Origin of the sequence: Paenibacillus sp. NPDC058177, assembly GCF_042883835.1 — a bacterium.
GTDB classification, from domain to species: Bacteria; Bacillota; Bacilli; order Paenibacillales; family Paenibacillaceae; genus Paenibacillus_AQ; species Paenibacillus_AQ agri.
Map to the genome: position 1 here is coordinate 418459 of NZ_JBHVVB010000001.1, position 17918 is coordinate 436376.

Sequence of the window (17918 nt, forward strand, 5' to 3'; positions counted from 1 at the left end):
GAGAGAAGGGAGCCGCAGCCGTGGAGCAGTCTTGGATTAACCATATTTCCCCCTATGTCAGAGCCGCTAGAATTCAGAAGTCCACTTCACTAGCCGGAGAATGGATGGATCCGGATCATGTGTACACCTATATTGATCAGGGTGAGGCAGAGTTCTTTCTGAATGGCGTGAAATATCTGGTCAAGGAAGGGGATGTGCTGTTGATGCATCCTTTCATGCCCCATATCATCAAGTCATCCTCGGCGCTCCCGCTGGTGCAGTGTATTCTTCACTTTGATCTCTACTATGACGAGCAGAGGCATGCGGGTCGTCCCGATGCCATGAAGCACAGGGAAGAGGAGATGGAGCTGGCTTCCATCGCCCCGGTAACCCGTTTGCCTCTGGCAGACCGGATGGATATGAAGAAGAAATTCCTCATGCTGCAAAAAGAACTGAGCGATCCATCACCAGCCAGCCCGTTGCTGCTTAAATCCATCTGCCTGGAGCTACTCTATACCTTTATGAAGAGCCACTCGCTTCCCGGGGAAACAGAGGGCAAGTTAACGAAAGGCTGGCCGCTGCTGGAAGGTGCCATTCATTATATTCATGAGCATTATCACGATTCTCAGCTCAGCAACGAAAGTATTGGCAAACATGCGGGTGTAACAGCGAATCATCTGTCTTACTTGTTCAAAAGCCAGCTTGGCATTACGATTCATAATTATCTGAAGCATGTCCGAATTGAACAGGCGAAGCTGCGAATTCTGCAAGGACGTCAGAATTTGACCGAGATCGCGGAGGAGACCGGGTTCTCCAGCATTCATCTGTTCAGCCGTATCTTCAAGAATACGGTAGGTGTCATGCCCAGTAAATATGCAGCTGCACAGTCGGCGCTGAACAAGCAAGATCTCCTCAGCCGCCCGATGTAGCGGCCCCTCATCCTCATGAAGGATGAACAATCAACCTTTCACTCAACCGGAAGGTTGATTTTTTTATGTCCGTTTTAAGCTAGGATAGGGCTCAGGATATGATGAAAAATGGAAAATATACTTCAATAGCATCTATCCAATAGAAGAAAACTACACTAGCAAGAGAGCCGAGTGCAAAAATCCTATGTGATGGAGTAGAGTAGACAGCTCATTTGGAGGATATTATGCTATGAATGTAGGGATGAAAGAAGACTTATACTTTGAGCAAAGTGTATTCCAAGTAGACCACTTAAAGGAGCTAGAAACCGTGCACAAATCATTAATTGTACGGGGGAAAAAAATGCACGTAGAGATTTTTGGGAATCAGCAATTATCTGCTGTGCTTTTTCTTCACGGAGGCCCCGGGGAAAGCTGCTACGAATTTGTATATCATCAGGCTAAGAGACTCTCAGAGATATTTCATCTAGTAGCTATAGACCAAAGAGGAGTATGTCGTTCTGAGGAAATAAATTCAACAGAAGAATTTGGACTTCGTGATTTAGTTGAAGACTGTGAAGAGTTGAGGACTCAGTTGGGAATCAACAAGTGGGCTGTGATTGGGCATTCGTTTGGTGGTTATGTTTCATTGCTGTATGCTTCGGCTTATCCGGATTCAATTACGAAAGTCATCTTTGAATGCCCAACGTTTGATTTTTCCTGGACTTCAAAAAGTTTGCTGAGAAGGGCGTCTTCTGTGTTCTTATCTTTAGGAGATCCTAATAAATCGGCAGAATGCAAAAGCTTAGCAACAAGTGACTTGCAGAGCAAAGAGCTTTTTGATCAGTACTTACGCCTTGGCGAAGAGTTAGGGGAGAAAAAGGCTGAAATTTACCGGGTGAATAATTTAACTTCAATTGATTATTCCGCTTATACGGATGAGGAATGGGAACTTTTCGCCGATCGAACTGAAATTCATCTGAACCGCCTGCGAGAAGAAGGGCGTATGTTCGAATCCATTGTACCATTGCTCTCTACCCTCTCTGTCCCTTCAATGCTTATTTTAGGAGAGGCTGACCCTGTAACTTGCGATAGCCATATTCAAGCTTATGATCAGATATCAAATGGTAATAAAATTATGGTTGAAAATTGCGGCCATACCCCACATGCAGAAAGACCAGATTTATATGGATTAATTGTTTCTACATTTTTGTTGCCAGATAAATAGTAAGAAACACATCATCGCATGTGTGGCAGTTGATATGGAGGAGATCAAGGGAACGTAATTAAATAATCAAAGACTTCAGTGGTGGTACGGGATATTCGTGGCGGTGGAAGCAGCTCGCACCAGCGGACTGCTTCAATAGCACTTTGCCTATGTGGTAAAATGTATTTAATCATTAAAGCACTAACTATAGGTGAGGAGGCAGTTTAAGATGGACTTGGGATTGAAGGATAAGATTGCGTTAATTACCGGCGGAAGCAAGGGGATCGGGCTGGAGACGGCAGTGACACTGGCGGCGGAGGGCGCCAAGGTGGCGATCGTCGCCCGGAATCTGGAGTCGCTCCAGGCGGCAGCGGAGCGGATCAAGGAAGAGACCGGGGCAGAGGCGCTGATTCTCTCCGCCGATATCTCGGTAGAGGAAGAGGCGCGCGGTGCAGTGGAGCAAGCGGCGCGGCATTTCGGCGGACTCGACATTCTGGTCAACAATGCCGGGACGTCGGCGGCGAAGCCGTTCGAAGAGGTCACAAGCGAGAGCTGGCATAGTGACCTCGATCTGAAGCTGCTGGGATCGGTGAATACCGCCAAGGCAGCAGTTCCTCATTTGCGCCAACGCGGAGGCGGCGCGATTCTGAATGTGACGGCGATCAAGGGAAAGGCGCCGTCTGCTTCGTCTCTGCCGACCTCGGTTAGCCGGGCGGCAGGTCTTGCACTCACGAAGGCGATGAGCAAGGATCTGGCCGGGGACAACATCCGCGTCAACGCGGTGTGCATCGGCCTGATCCGCAGCGACCAGATCGAGCGTAAGTGGAAGTCTGTCGCTCCTGAGCAGAGCTGGGAGGAATTTGCTTCGAACCCGGGCCACGGCATTCCGCTGGGGCGGATTGGCCAGACGGAAGAGGCTGCTAAGGTTATAGCTTTCTTAGTCTCCGGAGCGGCCTCTTATGTAACGGGAACCGCCGTGAATATTGACGGGGGAACATCGGCAGTGTTGTAGAGAATCAGATGTAATAGGCAGATTCGACACCATATGATTATGAAAAGGGCAATTTTTCAGGCCGCTTGGCCTAGAAATTGCCCTTTTTTGCGTGTAAGCACAAAAAAACATGTTTGACAAGTGATAAACTGAACTATTTTACCTGGTAAGTGTCACTTATAATGAACACGATAATGAAAGGAGAGTACCCTTTATGCCCATCAAGATTATCACTGACAGCGGTTCCGATCTACCTCTTGATTACATTGATAAGTACGATATTTCCGTGATCCATCTGCCGGTTCACTTCGGACATGAAGCCATGCCGGAAGGCGCTTGTACTGCGGAATTCTACGACAGAATGCGTGATTCCAAGGAGCTGCCGACGACAGCCAGTCCAAGTCCGATGGTATTCCTGGAAGCGTTCAAGAAAGTAGAGGAAGGCACCGACATCATGGTCATCTGCATGTCCTCTAATATCAGCAGCACGTATCAGGCTGCCGTGATTGCCAAGGAGATGTATGAGGATGAAGGGTATCCGAATGCTATTGAAGTTATCGATTCGAAGAGCTTCTCCGGGGGACTCAACGTTGTTTTGGCCCAAGCTGGGAAATGGTCGCAATCCTATACCACCTTACAAGATCTGAAAGACAAGGTTGTTCAGCAGAGCGAAGAAGTCAATGCCCTCTTCACACTAGACACGTTGGAGAATGTAATCAAGGGTGGACGGCTCAATCGGCTGTCCGGCGCCGTAGCATCTGTGCTGAACATCAAGCTCTTGCTCAAGATTGGTGACGACGGCACGGTAGAGGTGGTCGAGAAGACGCGCGGTCTTCCGAAAGCGCTGAACCAGCTTCTGGCCCGGCTTGAAGAAAAGCAGCATGATTACGAGAAGGCAGTCCTCGCGATTGTTCACAGCAATTGTGAGAAGCTGGCACTTGAGATCAAGGAACGGATTCTGGAGCGTCACCCTTTTAAGGAGGTCGTATTCTCCTGCATGGGACCTGTGATGGGAACTTATGCCGGCGAAGGCGGAATCGGAGTTGCTTTTTAAATAAATGAACAATATGAATAATCGTACATGGGGATAATATCCTGTGTACGATTTTTTGCTACAATCGTGGAATATTAATAATTTAGATAATCTTTAGATTCGGTTTAGATGAGATTTAGAATGGCAGGATATAGTTAGGTTGCCAGGGTCCTGCATTTTAGGATTTTACCCAAGACACCGGGCTGGCCTAGACTCGTATACAGATATAGATACATAAAGGGGGATCACCGTGTATACCATTCTGATTGCCGACGACGAGACAGAGATTGTGGAATTGCTGCAGCTCTATCTGGAGAAGGAGTACAACATTCTGGAGGCGCACAACGGCACGCAGGCACTGCAACTGATGCAGTCCAATCACATCGACCTGGCGATACTCGATATTATGATGCCGGGCATGGACGGGCTGCAATTGTTGAAAAGAATTCGTGAAACGCATTTCTTTCCGGTTCTGTTCCTGTCCGCCAAGAGTCAATACCATGACAAGATTCTGGGTCTTGAATTGGGCGCTGATGATTATATCGCCAAGCCCTTTAATCCGCTGGAAATTGTCGCCCGGGTGGGCGCGTTACTGCGGCGGGTGAACCATTTTGACGCTCCGCCCGCAGAAGAGAAGAAACAGAATGAACGGATTGAGCTTGGAAGTCTGGTGCTGGACCGCAGCGAATGCGTTCTTTACCGCTCCGGGGAGAAGGTCAGCTTGACCTCGACCGAATATAAAATCCTTGAGCTGCTGATGGAACAGCCGGGACGTGTGTTTACCCGCAAAAAGATATATGAAGCCGTATGGGAAGATTTCTATGTGTATGAGGATAACAGCATCATGGTGCATATCAGCAACATTCGTGACAAAATCGAACGCGATTCCAAAAAGCCTGAGTATTTGAAGACGATTCGCGGATTGGGGTACAAATTTGAAGCGCCCGTGGAAAACTAGAGATCAGAGACCGCTGCACATTTCCCTTACGCTAGACTTTTTGCTATTTAACTGTATGCTGCTGATGCTTGTGCTGGGCGTCTATATTTTCATCAATATTGATGTCACTATTAATTCCGGCAAAAATGTCATCGCTGACGCCAACCTGAAGATAGAGGCCCGGGAATATCGGGGTCAGCCGGCAAATGGAATTGAAAACCGGCGTCTGCTGGAAAGCGGCGGATGGCTGGAGGTCCTCGATAATGAGAGGAATGTTGTGAGCACCGTTGGTGAAAAAAGAGATGAGGTATCCCAGTATAGCGAGGACGCTATTTACGAAGCACTGGAAAACAGGAAAGACCAGCCCTACTACTACTCCATGGCTCGTATGGATGAGGCAAATCATGACGCTGGGTGGCTGTTGCTCAAAATTCCGCGTGATCGTGTGAAAGTCTCCATTAACAGCGATCCGCTGGAGGTTTACTTAAACCAGTCGGTATCGTTTTATGTTTTTGTTGGTACCGGACTGATTATTTTGCTGACCGTTATCTACAGTTACTGGGTGGCCCGCCGGATCAAGAAGCCGCTGCGTATTATTACCCTGGGGCTCAACCAAATGACCGAGGGGAACTACAGTATGCGTATCAAGTTATATGCCGAGAAAGAATTTGCCCGTATCGGTGATACCTTCAACTATATGGCGGGCGTGATCGAGAGAACTACACGTGAGAAGGCTCAAGCCGAGGCGAGCAAGCAGCAGCTGATGGTGGATCTGTCCCATGATTTGAAGACGCCGATAACGAGTATCCAGGGCTACGCGCAGGCGCTTGTGGAAGGACGCGGGGAGGACAAGGAGCGGCAGACGCGTTACTTGACCTATATTTATAACAAATCCTCACAGGTCACCAAGTTGATCCAGAATACACTGGAACTGCTGAAGATTGATTCACCAGACTTCTTACTGCGGGTGGAGCGCCAGGAGCTGGGAGAATTTTTGCGGGAGATCGTTGCCGAGACCTATGGTGAGATTGAGCAAAAGAACTTTGATCTGAAGCTTAACGTTCCTGATCATGAAGTCATGGCCAGCTATGATGCCGAGCTGCTGTCCCGGGTGATTCACAACCTCATCGCTAACGCGCTGGCTTATAACCCGCCGGGAACGCGGCTGCGTGTTGAGCTGATGCCTTCTGATGATAAGATAGCGATTGAAATAGCCGACAACGGTATCGGCATTCCACAGGAGCTATGGCCGACCATCTTCGATCCGTTTGTTCGTGGGGATGAAGCGCGAACAGCCAGCGGAGGAACTGGACTTGGACTGTCCATCGCTAAACGCAATACAGAGAAGATGGGCGGGACGCTTCATCTGAGCCGAAAGGGCAAGGATGCAACGATTTTTACAATTGAGATACCTAAATAAAAAAAACAAAGAGGATTGGAGGGATACTGTGGCGAAATTGAACGTGTTCATTCGTATTTGTATTGCTGTTCTACTGGTGCTGGGCATCGTGTATGTCGGCACCTTGGTGGATTTTATTTTCAAACCGGTGCTATCATTGTTCAGTGTAATTATCATTCCATTGATGCTGGCGGGATTCTTCTATTATCTGCTGCGTCCGCTGATCAATGCCATGGAGAAACGCAGGATCAACCGTTCGATCTCCATACTGATTGTGTATGTAGTGATAGCGCTATTGCTGCTGGTGCTCAGCATCGGCGTGTTCCCATCCCTGCGCACACAGCTAGTGAATTTGGTGAACAATGCACCAAGTCTCTTCGCCAACATGAACGAGCAGATTCGCAAGCTGGAGGAGATTCCATGGCTCTCGTCCCTACTGCCGGGAGATATTAGCCCGCTAACCCAGGTGACGGATTATTTGAGCCAAGGCTTCAACTTGTTAACGAACTATGTGTCAGGTCTGTTCTCCTTCGTGTCTAACTTTGCTATTATTTTATTTACCTTTCCGATCATTCTGTTCTTTATGCTTAAGGAAGGCGGCAAGTTCGGGCAGAGAATCGTAAGCTTCATGCCGCAGCGTTACAAGGATGAGGGCACAGCGATGATGAGTGAGATCGACAGTGCGCTTAGCAACTTTATAGTAGGCAGAGTGCTGGTGAATCTGGCGCTGGGTGTACTGATGTACATTGGCTTCCTGATCATTGGCCTGCCATATGCGCTGCTGCTTACACTTATCGCGGTTGTCATGAACTTCGTGCCGTTCATCGGTGCAATCCTGTCGAGTGTGCCGATCTTTATCGTGGGCCTGATTCAGTCGCCGTCAACGGCAATTTGGTCGATTGTGATTATTCTGATTGCCCAGCAGATTCAGGATAACCTGGTTGCGCCGTATATTTTCGGGAAAAAGCTCGATATCCACCCGCTAACCACGATTATCCTGGTGCTCGTCGGCGGCGATCTGGGCGGTATCCTGGCGATCTTGCTGATCATCCCTGTCTATCTAATTCTTAAGATTATCGTAATCAAGCTGTATGAAGTGTTTATCAGACAACGGAAGACTGAGGCCAGTCCCCCAGTATCTTCTGAACCCATAGAATAAGGAGTGTATATTCATGTTGAAAGATATCAGAGAAGGGTTTGTCCATATTTCCGATGCTGTAGTCTCCAAGATGATCGGGCTGGCTGCGATTGAGACACCGGGTATTGCTTCCATGTCCAAAAACATGTCGGAGGGCCTGACCAAACGCCTAAGCGGCAAAAGCGGGCAGCAAGGAATTACTGTTGAAGTGAAGGAGCGGGAGGTCGAGGTAGACCTGCGGATCATCGTCAACTACGGGTATAAGATCCAGGAGGTATGCCAGGCGGTTCAGCACAATGTGCGTCATGCGGTGGAGACGATGATGGGACTGTCGCTTGTGGCTGTTAACGTCAAGGTAGAAGGGATCGCCCTCGTATAGAGGATTCATTAAGAGTTGTCTCTAGGCACCATTGAGTAGGCTACCGCATAGTATGGAGCAAATCCATCTGTGGAGGTCAAAAGATTATGTCGACATATAACACAGGTCAGCAGCAGGGAGTTATCTATCAAGCCGATCCCAATGTGATCCGGCATCTGCACGGCGTCCGTGACTCACTGCACCATTCCTGTAAGCCTTATATTAATCAAAGGGTGAGAGTGCAGACCGTAGACGGACTGATTCATGAAGGCACGATCTCCGGCGTAGACAGCAAACATCTGTATCTGGGTGTGACCGCTAATCAAGGAGCCCGGGGGTATTTTAACCCGTATGCACCTTACCCGACGCCGTATCCTTCACCTGGCTATAACAGTAATGTGATTTTGCCACTGGTACTGTACGAACTGTTGGTAATTTCCCTGCTTTAAGACTGCGGAGATTGAGGGTTATGGAGCAGCGGATTCGTGCGGATAGGTTAATACAGTGAAGGGGTACTGCATATGCGGTATCCCTTTTTGTGTGCCTGACTTTTGTGCTGATGGTGCTTCGTTTTACTTCTTTTCAGTATCCTTATAAAATCCTGATAATTGTCCTTTAATCTGTGACTACAGAAGGGAAAGGATGATGGATAGTGAAGGATTTGATTTTGGAAACAAGAAGTCTTTGTAAAAGCTTTGGCAAGCAGAAAGCAGTCGAGAACATCGGCTTGTCTGTGCCAAGGAATACAGTTTACGGATTGCTCGGCCCTAACGGTGCCGGGAAGTCGACTACACTGAAAATGCTGACCGGTCTGCTTAAGCCCACTTCGGGGAGCATCCGGTTCGACGGGCATGAGTGGCATCGCCGGGATCTGACGGACATCGGAGTGCTTATCGAGAGTCCCCCCCTGTATGAAAATCTGACGGCCCGGGAGAATCTGCGGGTGCGCACAATAATGCTGGGGTTGCCGGAGTCGCGCATTGATGAGGTCCTGTTAACCGTTGATCTGACGGGAACGGGTAAAAAAAGAGCAGGGCAATTCTCGATGGGTATGAAGCAGCGCCTCGGTATTGCCATCGCTCTGCTGAATCATCCGCGGCTGCTGATACTGGATGAACCGACGAACGGGCTGGACCCTATCGGTATCCAACAGCTCCGGGAGCTGATCCGCTCCTTTCCGGCGCAGGGCATCACCGTCATTTTATCCAGCCATGTACTCTCTGAGGTAGAGCAGGTTGTGGATGAAATCGGTATTATTGCCGGCGGTGTGCTCGGCTATCAGGGCAGCGCGCATGGGGAACAGGACCTGGAGACATTGTTCATGCAGGTGGCCGCTGCGCACAGAAGGGCCGGTGAATAAATTGCTGCAATATATGCTTGTGGAAAAGCTGAAGCTTAAACGCACCTTTGCCCCGCGGATGACCTGGCTGATGCCAGCCCTTACACTGCTAATCGCTTTCTTGCTAATGGGCGGGCGCCTTTTCCAGACCGGTGCCTACAACTGGTGGTATGTCATCATGTTGCCCGGCGCGACCACTCTATTCTGTACTCTGGTCGTCCAGAAGGATGCCAATATGAAATTTCAGGGCGTGCTTGCCCTGCCAGTGGACCCACGTAAACTTTGGCTAGGGAAAGCTCTGCTCTGCATGGTCTGGCTACTAACTGTCTGTCTAATCTTCTTTGTAGGGGCTATGCTCGGAGGGCTGTGGCTGGGGCAGACGATCTTGCCTGCCCAAGGATTAATGGCATCTGTTCTGCTCGCGGTCACATTCGCCTGGCAGATTCCACTCTGCCTGTTTCTTGCTGTGACATGTGGCATGTTCATGACCATCCTGATCAATCTTGCAGGGAATATCGTACTCGGTATTTTGTTTGCTACCCGGGAGATATGGTGGGTTGTTCCGTACGCTATTCCGATCCGGCTGATGTGTCCTGTACTCGAAATCCTGCCGAACGGGATTCCAGCAGAAGCAGGTGATTCCCTGCTGGCCTGGGGGGTTATCCTGCCGGGTGTCTTGGAGTCGTTGGCACTGTGTGGTGTGCTGCTTTGGCTCACGGCACAGTGGTTCAGCAAGCGGGAGGCTTTGTAGGATGAATAGATTTGACCGTATGTTACGAGCGGATTTTCTGAAAATTAAACGGACGCCGCTGCTGCTGATTCATCTGCTTCTGCCGCTTATCGGAGCAGGGGCGTTCCTGGCGTACGCTTCTATTTCGCCTATGGATGGTCTCTTACTCACTGTCGGATTTGTTGAAATATTAGCCGTGGCCTTCCCAACGCTAATTGGCGTTCTGACTGCGATGCTGGCCAGGCAGGAAGAGGCTGCTGGGCAATTCCAGAACCTGCTGGGAGGGGCTGCACCGAAGATGTGGACCTTTCTCAGCAAGCTGTTTCTGCTGCTCATTATGGGTTTTACAGGCACGCTATTGGCAGTAGTGATGTTCGGGGCAGGCCTCACGGAGCTGCTACACAAAGACGGACTACTACCCATGCATCTCTACCTGACTGTTGCCTGTGTGCTTGCCGGAAGCTGCATAATCCTGTATATTTTTCATTTGATGATAAGCTTGCGCTTTGGACAGGGGACTTCGATAGGCATGGGCATTATGGGGAGCCTGCTGGGAGCACTACTGCTCACAGGGCTTGGCGATGGGATTTGGATTCTGGTGCCTTGGAGTTGGCCTGTGCGATTGGCCAGTATGTGGGTATTGTACGCAACTGAAGTGCCACTTAGCTCTTCCATAATGGTTCAACTGCATAGCGGCATTTGGATAAGTATCATCGTCACGGCAGGTGTGCTGCTGCTGTCCTGTGTATGGTTTACCCGGTGGGAAGGCCGCAAATCGGAAGGATAACGGAAGGAAAAGCTTTAAGCGTTGAAAGGAGGAGGCTGAATGGCCCGAATACTGGCCGTAGATGATGAAGCGGGCATTCTGATACTGATTCGTAATATCCTGATCAAGGACGGACACAGTGTGACCACGTTATCTGAGCCGGAGCAGATCACAGCGCTAAATCCCGGTTTCTTTGACCTGATTCTGCTGGATGTCATGATGCCGGGAATCGACGGGTTTTCCCTCTGCGAGAGAATAAGGGGCATCGTTGATTGCCCGATTCTATTCCTCACGGCAAAAACACTAGAGGATGACATTATGTACGGATTGGGTCTGGGCGCAGATGACTATATCCTTAAGCCCTTCGGGACTGGTGAGCTACGGGCCAGGGTGAATGCACATTTGCGAAGAGAGCAGCGGGAGAGGCGCAGTATGCTGAGTATCGATGAGGTTCATTTCAACCTATTAGGCAAGGAAATGCATGTGCAGGAGGACAAGGTACCCCTCACCAAGAGTGAATATAAAATCTGTGAGTTTCTTGCCCGGAATCGGGGACAGGTCTTCTCCAAAGAGAGGATTTATGAATCGGTGTTTGGTTTTGATGGGGAGAGCGACAGTGCAACGGTGGCGGAGCATGTTAAGAATATCCGTGCAAAGCTGTCGAGGTACGAGCTATCACCGATCGAGACCCTCTGGGGGATAGGTTATAAATGGAGAACTTAAAGCACAAGGCCCGCAAACCATTGGCTCTGAGTACTATTTTCCTAAGATATTTTATGCTGTTGTGTGGGGGAATGCTGCTATGGCTCGGCCTATTGATTGGAACTTATCTTATAGCTACGGCGACAGGAGAGATTCTCCCGGCCAATTATGTGGAGAAGCAGATTGCCGTTGCAAAGGATATACTAGTTTCCAGTCCCGAAATTAGACCAGATCAAATTCCTTCTCTGTCGGAGTATGCCCTCTATACTCAGGAAGGGCAATATGTGAGCGGCAGTCTAAATAGGGAGCAAGCGCAGAAAGCATGGAAGGCTGTCGCGTCGGGCAGTAAAGGCGGAATCCGCGGTTATTACACCGTCATTCAGCGTGAGCAGCAGCAAGAGGTCCTTCTGCTTAGTTATTCTATTGTCATGAATTATCGCTCGGAATGGCTGAGAACCCATCTGCCCAATCCTGAGCTTCTGGGGATCATACTGATTGTGACAGGCTTACTGCTGCAAATTGCCTTATGGTCCTATCTGTTCGGCAAGAAGCTGGCGAAGAAAATGAAAGGTCTACAGTCAGTCATTGGCAAAATTCAGAATCAGGATCTCGAATTCACCGTGCAATCCAGTGGTGTGCATGAGATTGACACAGTCCTAGATTCATTAGACACGATGAAGAACGAGTTGAAGGCCTCACTCCGGCAACAATGGGAGGAGCAGCAGGCCCGCAGGGAGCAAATCTCCGCGCTCGCGCATGATATCAAAACACCGCTGACGATCATCCGAGGGAATGCGGAGCTGCTAAGCGAGACAGCCCAAGATGAGATCCAGCGGGATTACAATCGTTATATCCTGACTAGTTCGGCACAGATTGAACGTTATGCGAGGGAACTGATCGAAATTTCGAAGACGCAGGAAGGGCTGAAGCTGGAGCGGGTCACAATAGATACCGCTTCGCTGCTTGAGGATATTGAAGAACTTCTGAGAGCGGCCGCTGTTGAGAAAGAGATACAGGTTCACATGAACGCACACAACATGCCGGATTTCATCGCAATCGACAAGGATTTGTTCCAGCGGGCAATACTCAATGTTGTGATGAATGCAGTGGAACATACCCCTATTCAGGGCACCATCACACTGACTGCAGAAGGCAGACCAGATAGTGTTTGCTTTATAGTGGACGACAGCGGCGGCGGCTTCACTTTTGCTGATCTGCGAGAGGCAACAAAGCAGTTTTATATGGGTGATCGCAGTCGAAGCTCGGGGCATCATCACGGCATGGGGCTTTACATTGCGCAATCCATCATGTTGCGGCATGGTGGGCAGCTGGTCTTAGGGAATGACGAAGTCTTGGGTGGGGCTAAAGTTACCTTAGAGATTCCTTTGTCCTGACAAGGATTGGTGGATCAGGCAGACGATAATAGAAAAAGACGGTACAGCCCAAGGGCTGTACCGTCTTTTATTTATTAATTTCAATCTGTAGTTACTACAGCTGTAATTTCTTCATCCAGATCCAACCGTACATCCTCGCGGTAAGCCCGGATCCCGTATTCGGTATGCACGTAACGCAGAATGGCTTCGATCATATTGGACTCCACCAGGAACTGGCTTCGGCCATGCACCCATACCTCCGCAGAATAGCCGGTGTCTTCTTCCCAGCTAAGCTCCACCTGCACTTCGGTAGGATTTACTGCCTTACGTTCAGCCATGTGTAGGCAGATCGCATTAATGATCTCATCCATGCTAAGAACAGTACTATTCATTAGGCGCGGTCATCCCGTTCTTGGAATCTGCGGCGTTCCTGTCTGCGGCGGAAGAAGGAAAGAATCAAGGTAACTACCAGATAAATTGCGAGCATATTAACTACGAATCCGAGAATATTGCCCATAAAGCCCATACCGCCGAACAAACCGCCGAACAGCATGCCAGCAAGACCACCAATCATAAGGCCTTTCATCAATCCGCCGCCGCTAAAGAAGCCGCGTTTTGTATTTGCCATGCTTCCGGTGGTTGCGCCGCCGGTAGTGCTATCGCTTTTCTTCACGTTATTTGTGGTGGTAGATTTCTTCGGGGTGGTGGTGAAGCTACGCGTTCCGGATTTGAATCCGCCGCCCCCGCGTTTTGCGTCCACAAAATTCGGTGACGCTACAACAAAGAACAGAGTGAAGGCCATAACAATCATCATTACACGTTTCATTGGTTTCATTGACTAGGTGAACCCTCCTGTAAGCTATTTTTTTTGTGCCTTTCCGGTAATACGGATGACTTTGAAGAAGGTTTCATTTTTAATGATCATATTTCGAAATATTTTTGAAATAAAAAAAAGCGCGGATATTGTATCCGCGCGTACAGCCTACGAGTGTGAATTCTTCTTATTCGTAACCGTTTGAGAGCAGCTCAAGTGCTCCTGTATTCGGATCAATGATCATTCCGTGTACAGGAACATTCGGAGGCAGCAACGGATGACGCTTAATTAGCTCAACAGTCTGGATAACGCCTTCCTTCTCGTTGTCGAATCCTTTTAGCCACTTGGTGAGCTTGATTCCCGAATTCTCCAGGGTGGACAACACTTCTTCGGAGACTCCGCGTTCCTTGATGTGGCCGATCATCGTGTCGGGATTCAGGGATGCCATGCCACATTCATAGTGTCCCACAACGATGACTTCATCCGCATTCAACTCGTACAGAGCAACCATAACACTGCGCATAACACTGCCGAATGGTTGAGAGATAATGGCGCCGGCATTTTTAATGACTTTGACATCGCCATTCTTGAAATTCATAGCTTTAGGCAGTAGTTCTACGAGACGTGTATCCATACAGGTAATCACCAGCATTTTTTTAGCCGGGTACCGACCGGTCAGGTAGGCTTCATATTCTTTGTTTTCAACGAATTTTTGATTATGTTCTAGAATATTGGTTACTTGGCTCATGGTTTTGCTCCTCCTTGGGGTTAACGGGTAATTTCCACTGCGCACGCTGATCCTTCACCAGGAAGCGGGGCTTCAGTACCTCGTATATCTCTTACCAGTATATTTTTTCCGTAAATCTGTGAATCGCTATCCAGTTTAAATGAAGTGAACCGTTCTTCAGCATCCAGCCGCATTTTGTCTTCATAGAAGATTTCCTGCTGCCTACTGACGATGAAAGGCAGGCCGCCAGCGTCAATACTGAGATCTTCAGGACCACTTTGATCCACAATCAGGAGTACGTTGATGCCGTCACAGCCGCATCCTTCGGTATCATAAAAGAGCCTGAAAATTCCCGGCTGATCTCCAAGCCTTTCTTTCAACTTCCTCTCCGCTAAGGGTGTAACTTGAATGATCATTGCCTTTCACGCTCCTTTAGCATAATGTGAAGCCCAGTTGGCTTCGAGTAGTCTAATCAAAGTATTTCAAATTAGAGAGTTCAAGCTCTGAAACTGATTATACGGATTATAATTAACAGTAGTCAATATTCTGGAGTTTTCTTAGTTTTTTGAACTATGGTCAATATGTTCATCGTTGGTTCGAGAGAAGGTAAGACCTGCTTTTAAATAATGCCTACTAACTTCATTTAGCTATATTCTTGTAGGTGAAGTTGCTTATCAGTTTTTAAAAAAGTATCATCAAGAGGAGCAGACAAAATAGAGAAAGCAGGTGCTCCATATATGGAACAACAAGTATCGCAAGAGTGGGAGAAATTCAGTGGTTTATTATCTAAAATGAGCGGTTACCGCGAGGCCATCGGGCTTCTGCATTGGGATCTGCGTACAGGCGCGCCGCGCAAGGGTGCGGAGATTCGTTCTCAGACTGTAGGGATGCTGAGCGGTGAATATTTCAGATTGGAGACCTCGCCCGAGATGGGGCAGTTCACCGAATATTTCAGCCGTCCTGATATTCAGAGTCAATTGAATGAGGTTCAGAATAAGATAGTGCATGATTGCCGCAAGGAATATGAGCGCTCCAAGAGCATTCCGCCGGAGAAATATGAGGAATATGCTGTATTGGCAGCTCACTCGGAAACGAAGTGGGAAGATGCGAAGGAGAACAGCGATTTTGCTGGATTCGAGCCGTTCCTTACGAAGATTGTAGCCTTTAAGCAGGAGTTTATTGATTACTGGGGAGTTAATGGCACCCGTTACGACACTTTGCTCGATATGTATGAGCCGGATTTGACGGTTGAGAAGGTTGATGAAGTGTTCGGCCGTCTGCGCAGCCGTCTCGTTCCGCTAGTAGAGAAAATCGCAGCTTCCCCGAACAAGCCAGACACAAGCTTTTTGCAGCAAATCTTCGAACAAGAGGGGCAGGAGCAATTTGGACTCTTCATCTTGAAGCAGATGGGTTATGACTTTGATGCCGGACGTCTGGACGAGAGTGTGCATCCTTTTGCGACAGGACTGAATCCGGGAGATGTTCGCATTACGACCAACTATATTCCGGATAACGTTACTAGCGCTGTGTTCAGCTCCTTGCATGAAGGCGGACACGCCCTGTATGAGCAAAATATCAACCCCGAGCTTGTAGGCACACCACTTGCTCAAGGCGCATCGATGGGAATTCACGAATCTCAGTCCCGTTTGTGGGAGAACATGATCGGCCGCAGCTTGCCCTTCTGGGAGCGGTATTACAAGGATCTACAACATTACTTCCCAGTACAACTTGCCGGTGTTGATGTCAAGGATTTCTACCGGGCGATTAACAGTGTAGATAATACGTTCATTCGGATTGAAGCAGACGAGTTGACGTACAACCTCCATATTATTGTCCGCTATGAAATCGAGAAGCTAATCTTCAATGAAGGACTTGCCGTGAAGGATCTCCCGCAGGTCTGGAATGCCAAGTACCAGGAGTATCTGGGGATCACCCCTCCAACCGATGCGCTGGGCGTATTGCAGGACGTGCATTGGTCGGGTGGAGACTTCGGCTATTTTGCCTCCTATTCGCTTGGGAATATGTATGCCGCTCAGATTCTGAACACGCTCCGCAAAGAGCTGCCTACGTTCGATGAACTGGTTTCGTCCGGTAACCTGCTTCCTATTAAGGAATGGCTGACTGACAAAATTTATCGGTATGGACAAAGTTTAACGCCTTCACAGATTATTGAGCAAGTAACTGGCGAACCGCTGAACCCGGATTATCTGGCCGATTATCTGGAAGAGAAATACACAGCGCTCTATCAACTGTAAGCCATAAGACAGGCGCGGGGGTCATCCGGCAGAGTGGAATGGCACCCGCGGAACGGCTATAATAGAAGGAAACCGCAAAACGGAAGGATTTGGGTATGGCAAATACGTATACTTACAGTCGCCGGGAAGAGGTCGCAAATGCAATTACGCATGGAATCGGTACGGTCCTTAGTGTAGCCGCGCTGGTCCTGCTTGTTGTTTTTGCAAGTTTGAAGGGAACGGCTTGGCATGTGGTCAGTTTCTCCATTTATGGAACTACCATGCTGCTTCTGTATCTCAATTCAACATTGGTTCATAGCCTCAAAGAGGGTAAGGCGAAGGATTTGTTCGAATTTTTCGATCATTCCTCCATTTACTTGTTCATCGCGGGAACGTACACTCCGTTTCTGCTGGTAGCTATTCGAGGGACCCTTGGCTGGTCGTTGTTTGGCATTATTTGGGGAATTGCTGCTTTCGGTGTGTTCTTCAAGGCCTTTTTCGTCAAAAAGTTCCTGTTCATGTCCACCGTCTTTTACATTGCCATGGGCTGGCTGATCGTGATCGCCTGGAGCCCCTTGTCGGCTGTTGTGGCTAGTGGAGGGATGACACTGTTGGTCGCCGGCGGTATCTTGTATACCTTGGGGACGGTCTTCTATGTATGGCGTGGGTTCCCGTTCCATCATGCCGTCTGGCATGTCTTCGTGCTGGCAGGCAGTGTGACACACTTCTTCGCCGTGTTGATTTATTTGCTGCCCATCCGTTTATAAAGAGCAAAAATCGCATACATGGGGCACACATGGCAACAAATTTGCTTAAAGAAAAAGATGACAAGCAAAAAAGCTTGACATCTTTCTTTGTTTTGGGTAATATAAGGGACGTTGTGAAGCTGTAAAGTGTTTTTCCTTGACGAAGGGAGTGCCCTTAATGAGTCAGGAGAATAGGCTCGAGAAAACGAATCGAATCAACCTGCTTTTCGCTTTTTACGAACGGTTGCTTACGGATAAGCAGCAGACGTTCCTTAAATATTATTTTCACGATGATTTCTCCCTGGGTGAAATCGCCGCTGAGTTTGATATCAGCCGCCAGGCGGTGTACGAGCATATCAAGCGGGCGGAACAGGTTCTGGAGAATTATGAAGAGAAGCTCGGTTTGCTGGTGAAGCATGAGACCCGTAGCCGATATTTGGAAGAATTGCGCAGACTGCCGGATGATGGGATGCTGCCTGAGCAATATAAAGTGCGGTTCATGGACATTGTGGATCGTTTGCAGAGGTTAGAATAGCATGA

General features: G+C 48.7%; 21 protein-coding genes. 17 read left to right on the forward strand and 4 right to left on the reverse strand.

All coding sequences use genetic code 11. The annotated features are described in order from the left end of the window. Positions 1-20: 20 nt before the first annotated feature. From ACFVU8_RS01870 to ACFVU8_RS01935, 14 genes are all read left to right on the forward strand, one after another. Entirely contained in the window at positions 21-908 is an 888-nt protein-coding gene (locus tag ACFVU8_RS01870) for a helix-turn-helix domain-containing protein (RefSeq protein ID WP_379464418.1), read from the forward strand. Positions 909-1137: 229 nt separating this feature from the next. Further along, entirely contained in the window at positions 1138-2112 is a 975-nt protein-coding gene (locus ACFVU8_RS01875; protein WP_387425685.1) for an alpha/beta fold hydrolase, read from the forward strand. 208 nt (positions 2113-2320) lie between these two features. Continuing rightward, complete coding sequence (locus tag ACFVU8_RS01880) at positions 2321-3103, forward strand: SDR family NAD(P)-dependent oxidoreductase (RefSeq protein WP_387425686.1); 783 nt, start codon at positions 2321-2323, stop codon at positions 3101-3103. A 193-nt stretch (positions 3104-3296) separates the two neighbouring features. Continuing rightward, positions 3297-4136, forward strand: coding sequence for a DegV family protein (locus ACFVU8_RS01885; RefSeq protein ID WP_387425687.1), 840 nt, complete (start codon positions 3297-3299; stop codon positions 4134-4136). A 229-nt stretch (positions 4137-4365) separates the two neighbouring features. Continuing rightward, positions 4366-5073 carry a response regulator transcription factor gene (locus ACFVU8_RS01890; protein ID WP_379464414.1) on the forward strand — a complete coding sequence of 236 codons (708 nt, stop codon included), beginning with the start codon at positions 4366-4368 and terminating at the stop codon, positions 5071-5073. Then, the gene (locus tag ACFVU8_RS01895; RefSeq protein ID WP_387425688.1) at positions 5051-6472 is read left to right on the forward strand and encodes a sensor histidine kinase; all 1422 of its coding nucleotides are present in this window, start codon (positions 5051-5053) and stop codon (positions 6470-6472) included. Before ACFVU8_RS01890 ends, ACFVU8_RS01895 begins: the two co-directional genes overlap by 23 nt. 28 nt (positions 6473-6500) lie before the next feature. Next, the gene (locus ACFVU8_RS01900; RefSeq protein WP_379464412.1) at positions 6501-7610 is read left to right on the forward strand and encodes an AI-2E family transporter; all 1110 of its coding nucleotides are present in this window, start codon (positions 6501-6503) and stop codon (positions 7608-7610) included. 13 nt (positions 7611-7623) lie between these two features. After that, complete coding sequence (locus tag ACFVU8_RS01905) at positions 7624-7968, forward strand: Asp23/Gls24 family envelope stress response protein (protein ID WP_175369840.1); 345 nt, start codon at positions 7624-7626, stop codon at positions 7966-7968. An 86-nt stretch (positions 7969-8054) separates the two neighbouring features. Continuing rightward, complete coding sequence (locus ACFVU8_RS01910) at positions 8055-8396, forward strand: hypothetical protein (RefSeq protein ID WP_387425689.1); 342 nt, start codon at positions 8055-8057, stop codon at positions 8394-8396. 203 nt (positions 8397-8599) lie between these two features. Further along, positions 8600-9307 carry a lantibiotic protection ABC transporter ATP-binding protein gene (locus ACFVU8_RS01915; protein ID WP_379464410.1) on the forward strand — a complete coding sequence of 236 codons (708 nt, stop codon included), beginning with the start codon at positions 8600-8602 and terminating at the stop codon, positions 9305-9307. Next, positions 9300-10037 (forward strand): lantibiotic immunity ABC transporter MutE/EpiE family permease subunit, encoded by a 738-nt coding sequence (locus tag ACFVU8_RS01920; protein WP_387425690.1) that lies wholly within the window; start codon positions 9300-9302, stop codon positions 10035-10037. The genes ACFVU8_RS01915 and ACFVU8_RS01920 overlap by 8 nt, the downstream gene beginning before the upstream one ends. Before the next feature lies 1 nt (position 10038). Next, positions 10039-10803, forward strand: coding sequence for a lantibiotic immunity ABC transporter MutG family permease subunit (locus ACFVU8_RS01925; RefSeq protein WP_379464408.1), 765 nt, complete (start codon positions 10039-10041; stop codon positions 10801-10803). A 39-nt stretch (positions 10804-10842) separates the two neighbouring features. Next, a complete protein-coding gene (locus ACFVU8_RS01930) occupies positions 10843-11505 on the forward strand; it encodes a response regulator transcription factor (protein WP_387425691.1) in 663 nt (220 codons plus the stop codon). Continuing rightward, on the forward strand, positions 11493-12878 hold the full coding sequence (locus tag ACFVU8_RS01935; protein ID WP_387425692.1) for a sensor histidine kinase: 1386 nt from the start codon (positions 11493-11495) through the stop codon (positions 12876-12878). The genes ACFVU8_RS01930 and ACFVU8_RS01935 overlap by 13 nt, the downstream gene beginning before the upstream one ends. An 80-nt stretch (positions 12879-12958) precedes the next feature. Here ACFVU8_RS01935 and ACFVU8_RS01940 read toward each other — a convergent pair whose 3' ends face one another. The 4 genes from ACFVU8_RS01940 to ACFVU8_RS01955 all read right to left on the reverse strand — a co-directional run bounded on the left by ACFVU8_RS01940 (position 12959) and on the right by ACFVU8_RS01955 (position 14814). Further along, positions 12959-13249 carry a YxcD family protein gene (locus ACFVU8_RS01940; protein WP_175369833.1) on the reverse strand — a complete coding sequence of 97 codons (291 nt, stop codon included), beginning with the start codon at positions 13247-13249 and terminating at the stop codon, positions 12959-12961. Next, positions 13249-13692, reverse strand: coding sequence for a hypothetical protein (locus ACFVU8_RS01945; protein ID WP_387425693.1), 444 nt, complete (start codon positions 13690-13692; stop codon positions 13249-13251). Before ACFVU8_RS01945 ends, ACFVU8_RS01940 begins: the two co-directional genes overlap by 1 nt. A gap of 166 nt (positions 13693-13858) precedes the next feature. Further along, positions 13859-14419 (reverse strand): beta-class carbonic anhydrase, encoded by a 561-nt coding sequence (locus ACFVU8_RS01950; protein WP_066362250.1) that lies wholly within the window; start codon positions 14417-14419, stop codon positions 13859-13861. A gap of 20 nt (positions 14420-14439) precedes the next feature. Next, positions 14440-14814, reverse strand: a complete 375-nt coding sequence (locus ACFVU8_RS01955) for an iron-sulfur cluster biosynthesis family protein (protein ID WP_379464404.1) — start codon at positions 14812-14814, stop codon at positions 14440-14442. Positions 14815-15135: 321 nt separating this feature from the next. On the opposite strand from ACFVU8_RS01955, the gene ACFVU8_RS01960 reads away from it, so the two are divergent. From ACFVU8_RS01960 to ACFVU8_RS01970, 3 genes are all read left to right on the forward strand, one after another. Beyond that, positions 15136-16653 (forward strand): carboxypeptidase M32, encoded by a 1518-nt coding sequence (locus ACFVU8_RS01960; RefSeq protein ID WP_175371975.1) that lies wholly within the window; start codon positions 15136-15138, stop codon positions 16651-16653. 95 nt (positions 16654-16748) lie between these two features. Beyond that, positions 16749-17399: a PAQR family membrane homeostasis protein TrhA gene (gene trhA / locus ACFVU8_RS01965; protein ID WP_379464402.1), complete on the forward strand. Its 651-nt coding sequence runs from the start codon at positions 16749-16751 to the stop codon at positions 17397-17399. A gap of 157 nt (positions 17400-17556) precedes the next feature. Then, positions 17557-17913: a putative DNA-binding protein gene (locus ACFVU8_RS01970; protein WP_175371973.1), complete on the forward strand. Its 357-nt coding sequence runs from the start codon at positions 17557-17559 to the stop codon at positions 17911-17913. The last annotated feature ends 5 nt before the right edge of the window (positions 17914-17918 follow it).

Bases quoted from the DNA above. Each gene is read 5' to 3' on its own strand.
- ACFVU8_RS01875 (WP_387425685.1), top strand. From the start codon at position 1,138: ATGAATGTAGGGATGAAAGAAGACTTATACTTTGAGCAAAGTGTATTC.
- ACFVU8_RS01880 (WP_387425686.1), top strand. From the start codon at position 2,321: ATGGACTTGGGATTGAAGGATAAGATTGCGTTAATTACCGGCGGAAGC.
- ACFVU8_RS01885 (WP_387425687.1), top strand. From the start codon at position 3,297: ATGCCCATCAAGATTATCACTGACAGCGGTTCCGATCTACCTCTTGAT.
- ACFVU8_RS01905 (WP_175369840.1), top strand. From the start codon at position 7,624: ATGTTGAAAGATATCAGAGAAGGGTTTGTCCATATTTCCGATGCTGTA.
- ACFVU8_RS01910 (WP_387425689.1), top strand. From the start codon at position 8,055: ATGTCGACATATAACACAGGTCAGCAGCAGGGAGTTATCTATCAAGCC.
- ACFVU8_RS01925 (WP_379464408.1), top strand. From the start codon at position 10,039: ATGAATAGATTTGACCGTATGTTACGAGCGGATTTTCTGAAAATTAAA.
- ACFVU8_RS01930 (WP_387425691.1), top strand. From the start codon at position 10,843: ATGGCCCGAATACTGGCCGTAGATGATGAAGCGGGCATTCTGATACTG.
- ACFVU8_RS01935 (WP_387425692.1), top strand. From the start codon at position 11,493: ATGGAGAACTTAAAGCACAAGGCCCGCAAACCATTGGCTCTGAGTACT.
- ACFVU8_RS01940 (WP_175369833.1), bottom strand. From the start codon at position 13,249: ATGAATAGTACTGTTCTTAGCATGGATGAGATCATTAATGCGATCTGC.
- ACFVU8_RS01945 (WP_387425693.1), bottom strand. From the start codon at position 13,692: ATGAAACCAATGAAACGTGTAATGATGATTGTTATGGCCTTCACTCTG.
- ACFVU8_RS01950 (WP_066362250.1), bottom strand. From the start codon at position 14,419: ATGAGCCAAGTAACCAATATTCTAGAACATAATCAAAAATTCGTTGAA.
- ACFVU8_RS01955 (WP_379464404.1), bottom strand. From the start codon at position 14,814: ATGATCATTCAAGTTACACCCTTAGCGGAGAGGAAGTTGAAAGAAAGG.
- ACFVU8_RS01960 (WP_175371975.1), top strand. From the start codon at position 15,136: ATGGAACAACAAGTATCGCAAGAGTGGGAGAAATTCAGTGGTTTATTA.
- trhA (WP_379464402.1), top strand. From the start codon at position 16,749: ATGGCAAATACGTATACTTACAGTCGCCGGGAAGAGGTCGCAAATGCA.
- ACFVU8_RS01970 (WP_175371973.1), top strand. From the start codon at position 17,557: ATGAGTCAGGAGAATAGGCTCGAGAAAACGAATCGAATCAACCTGCTT.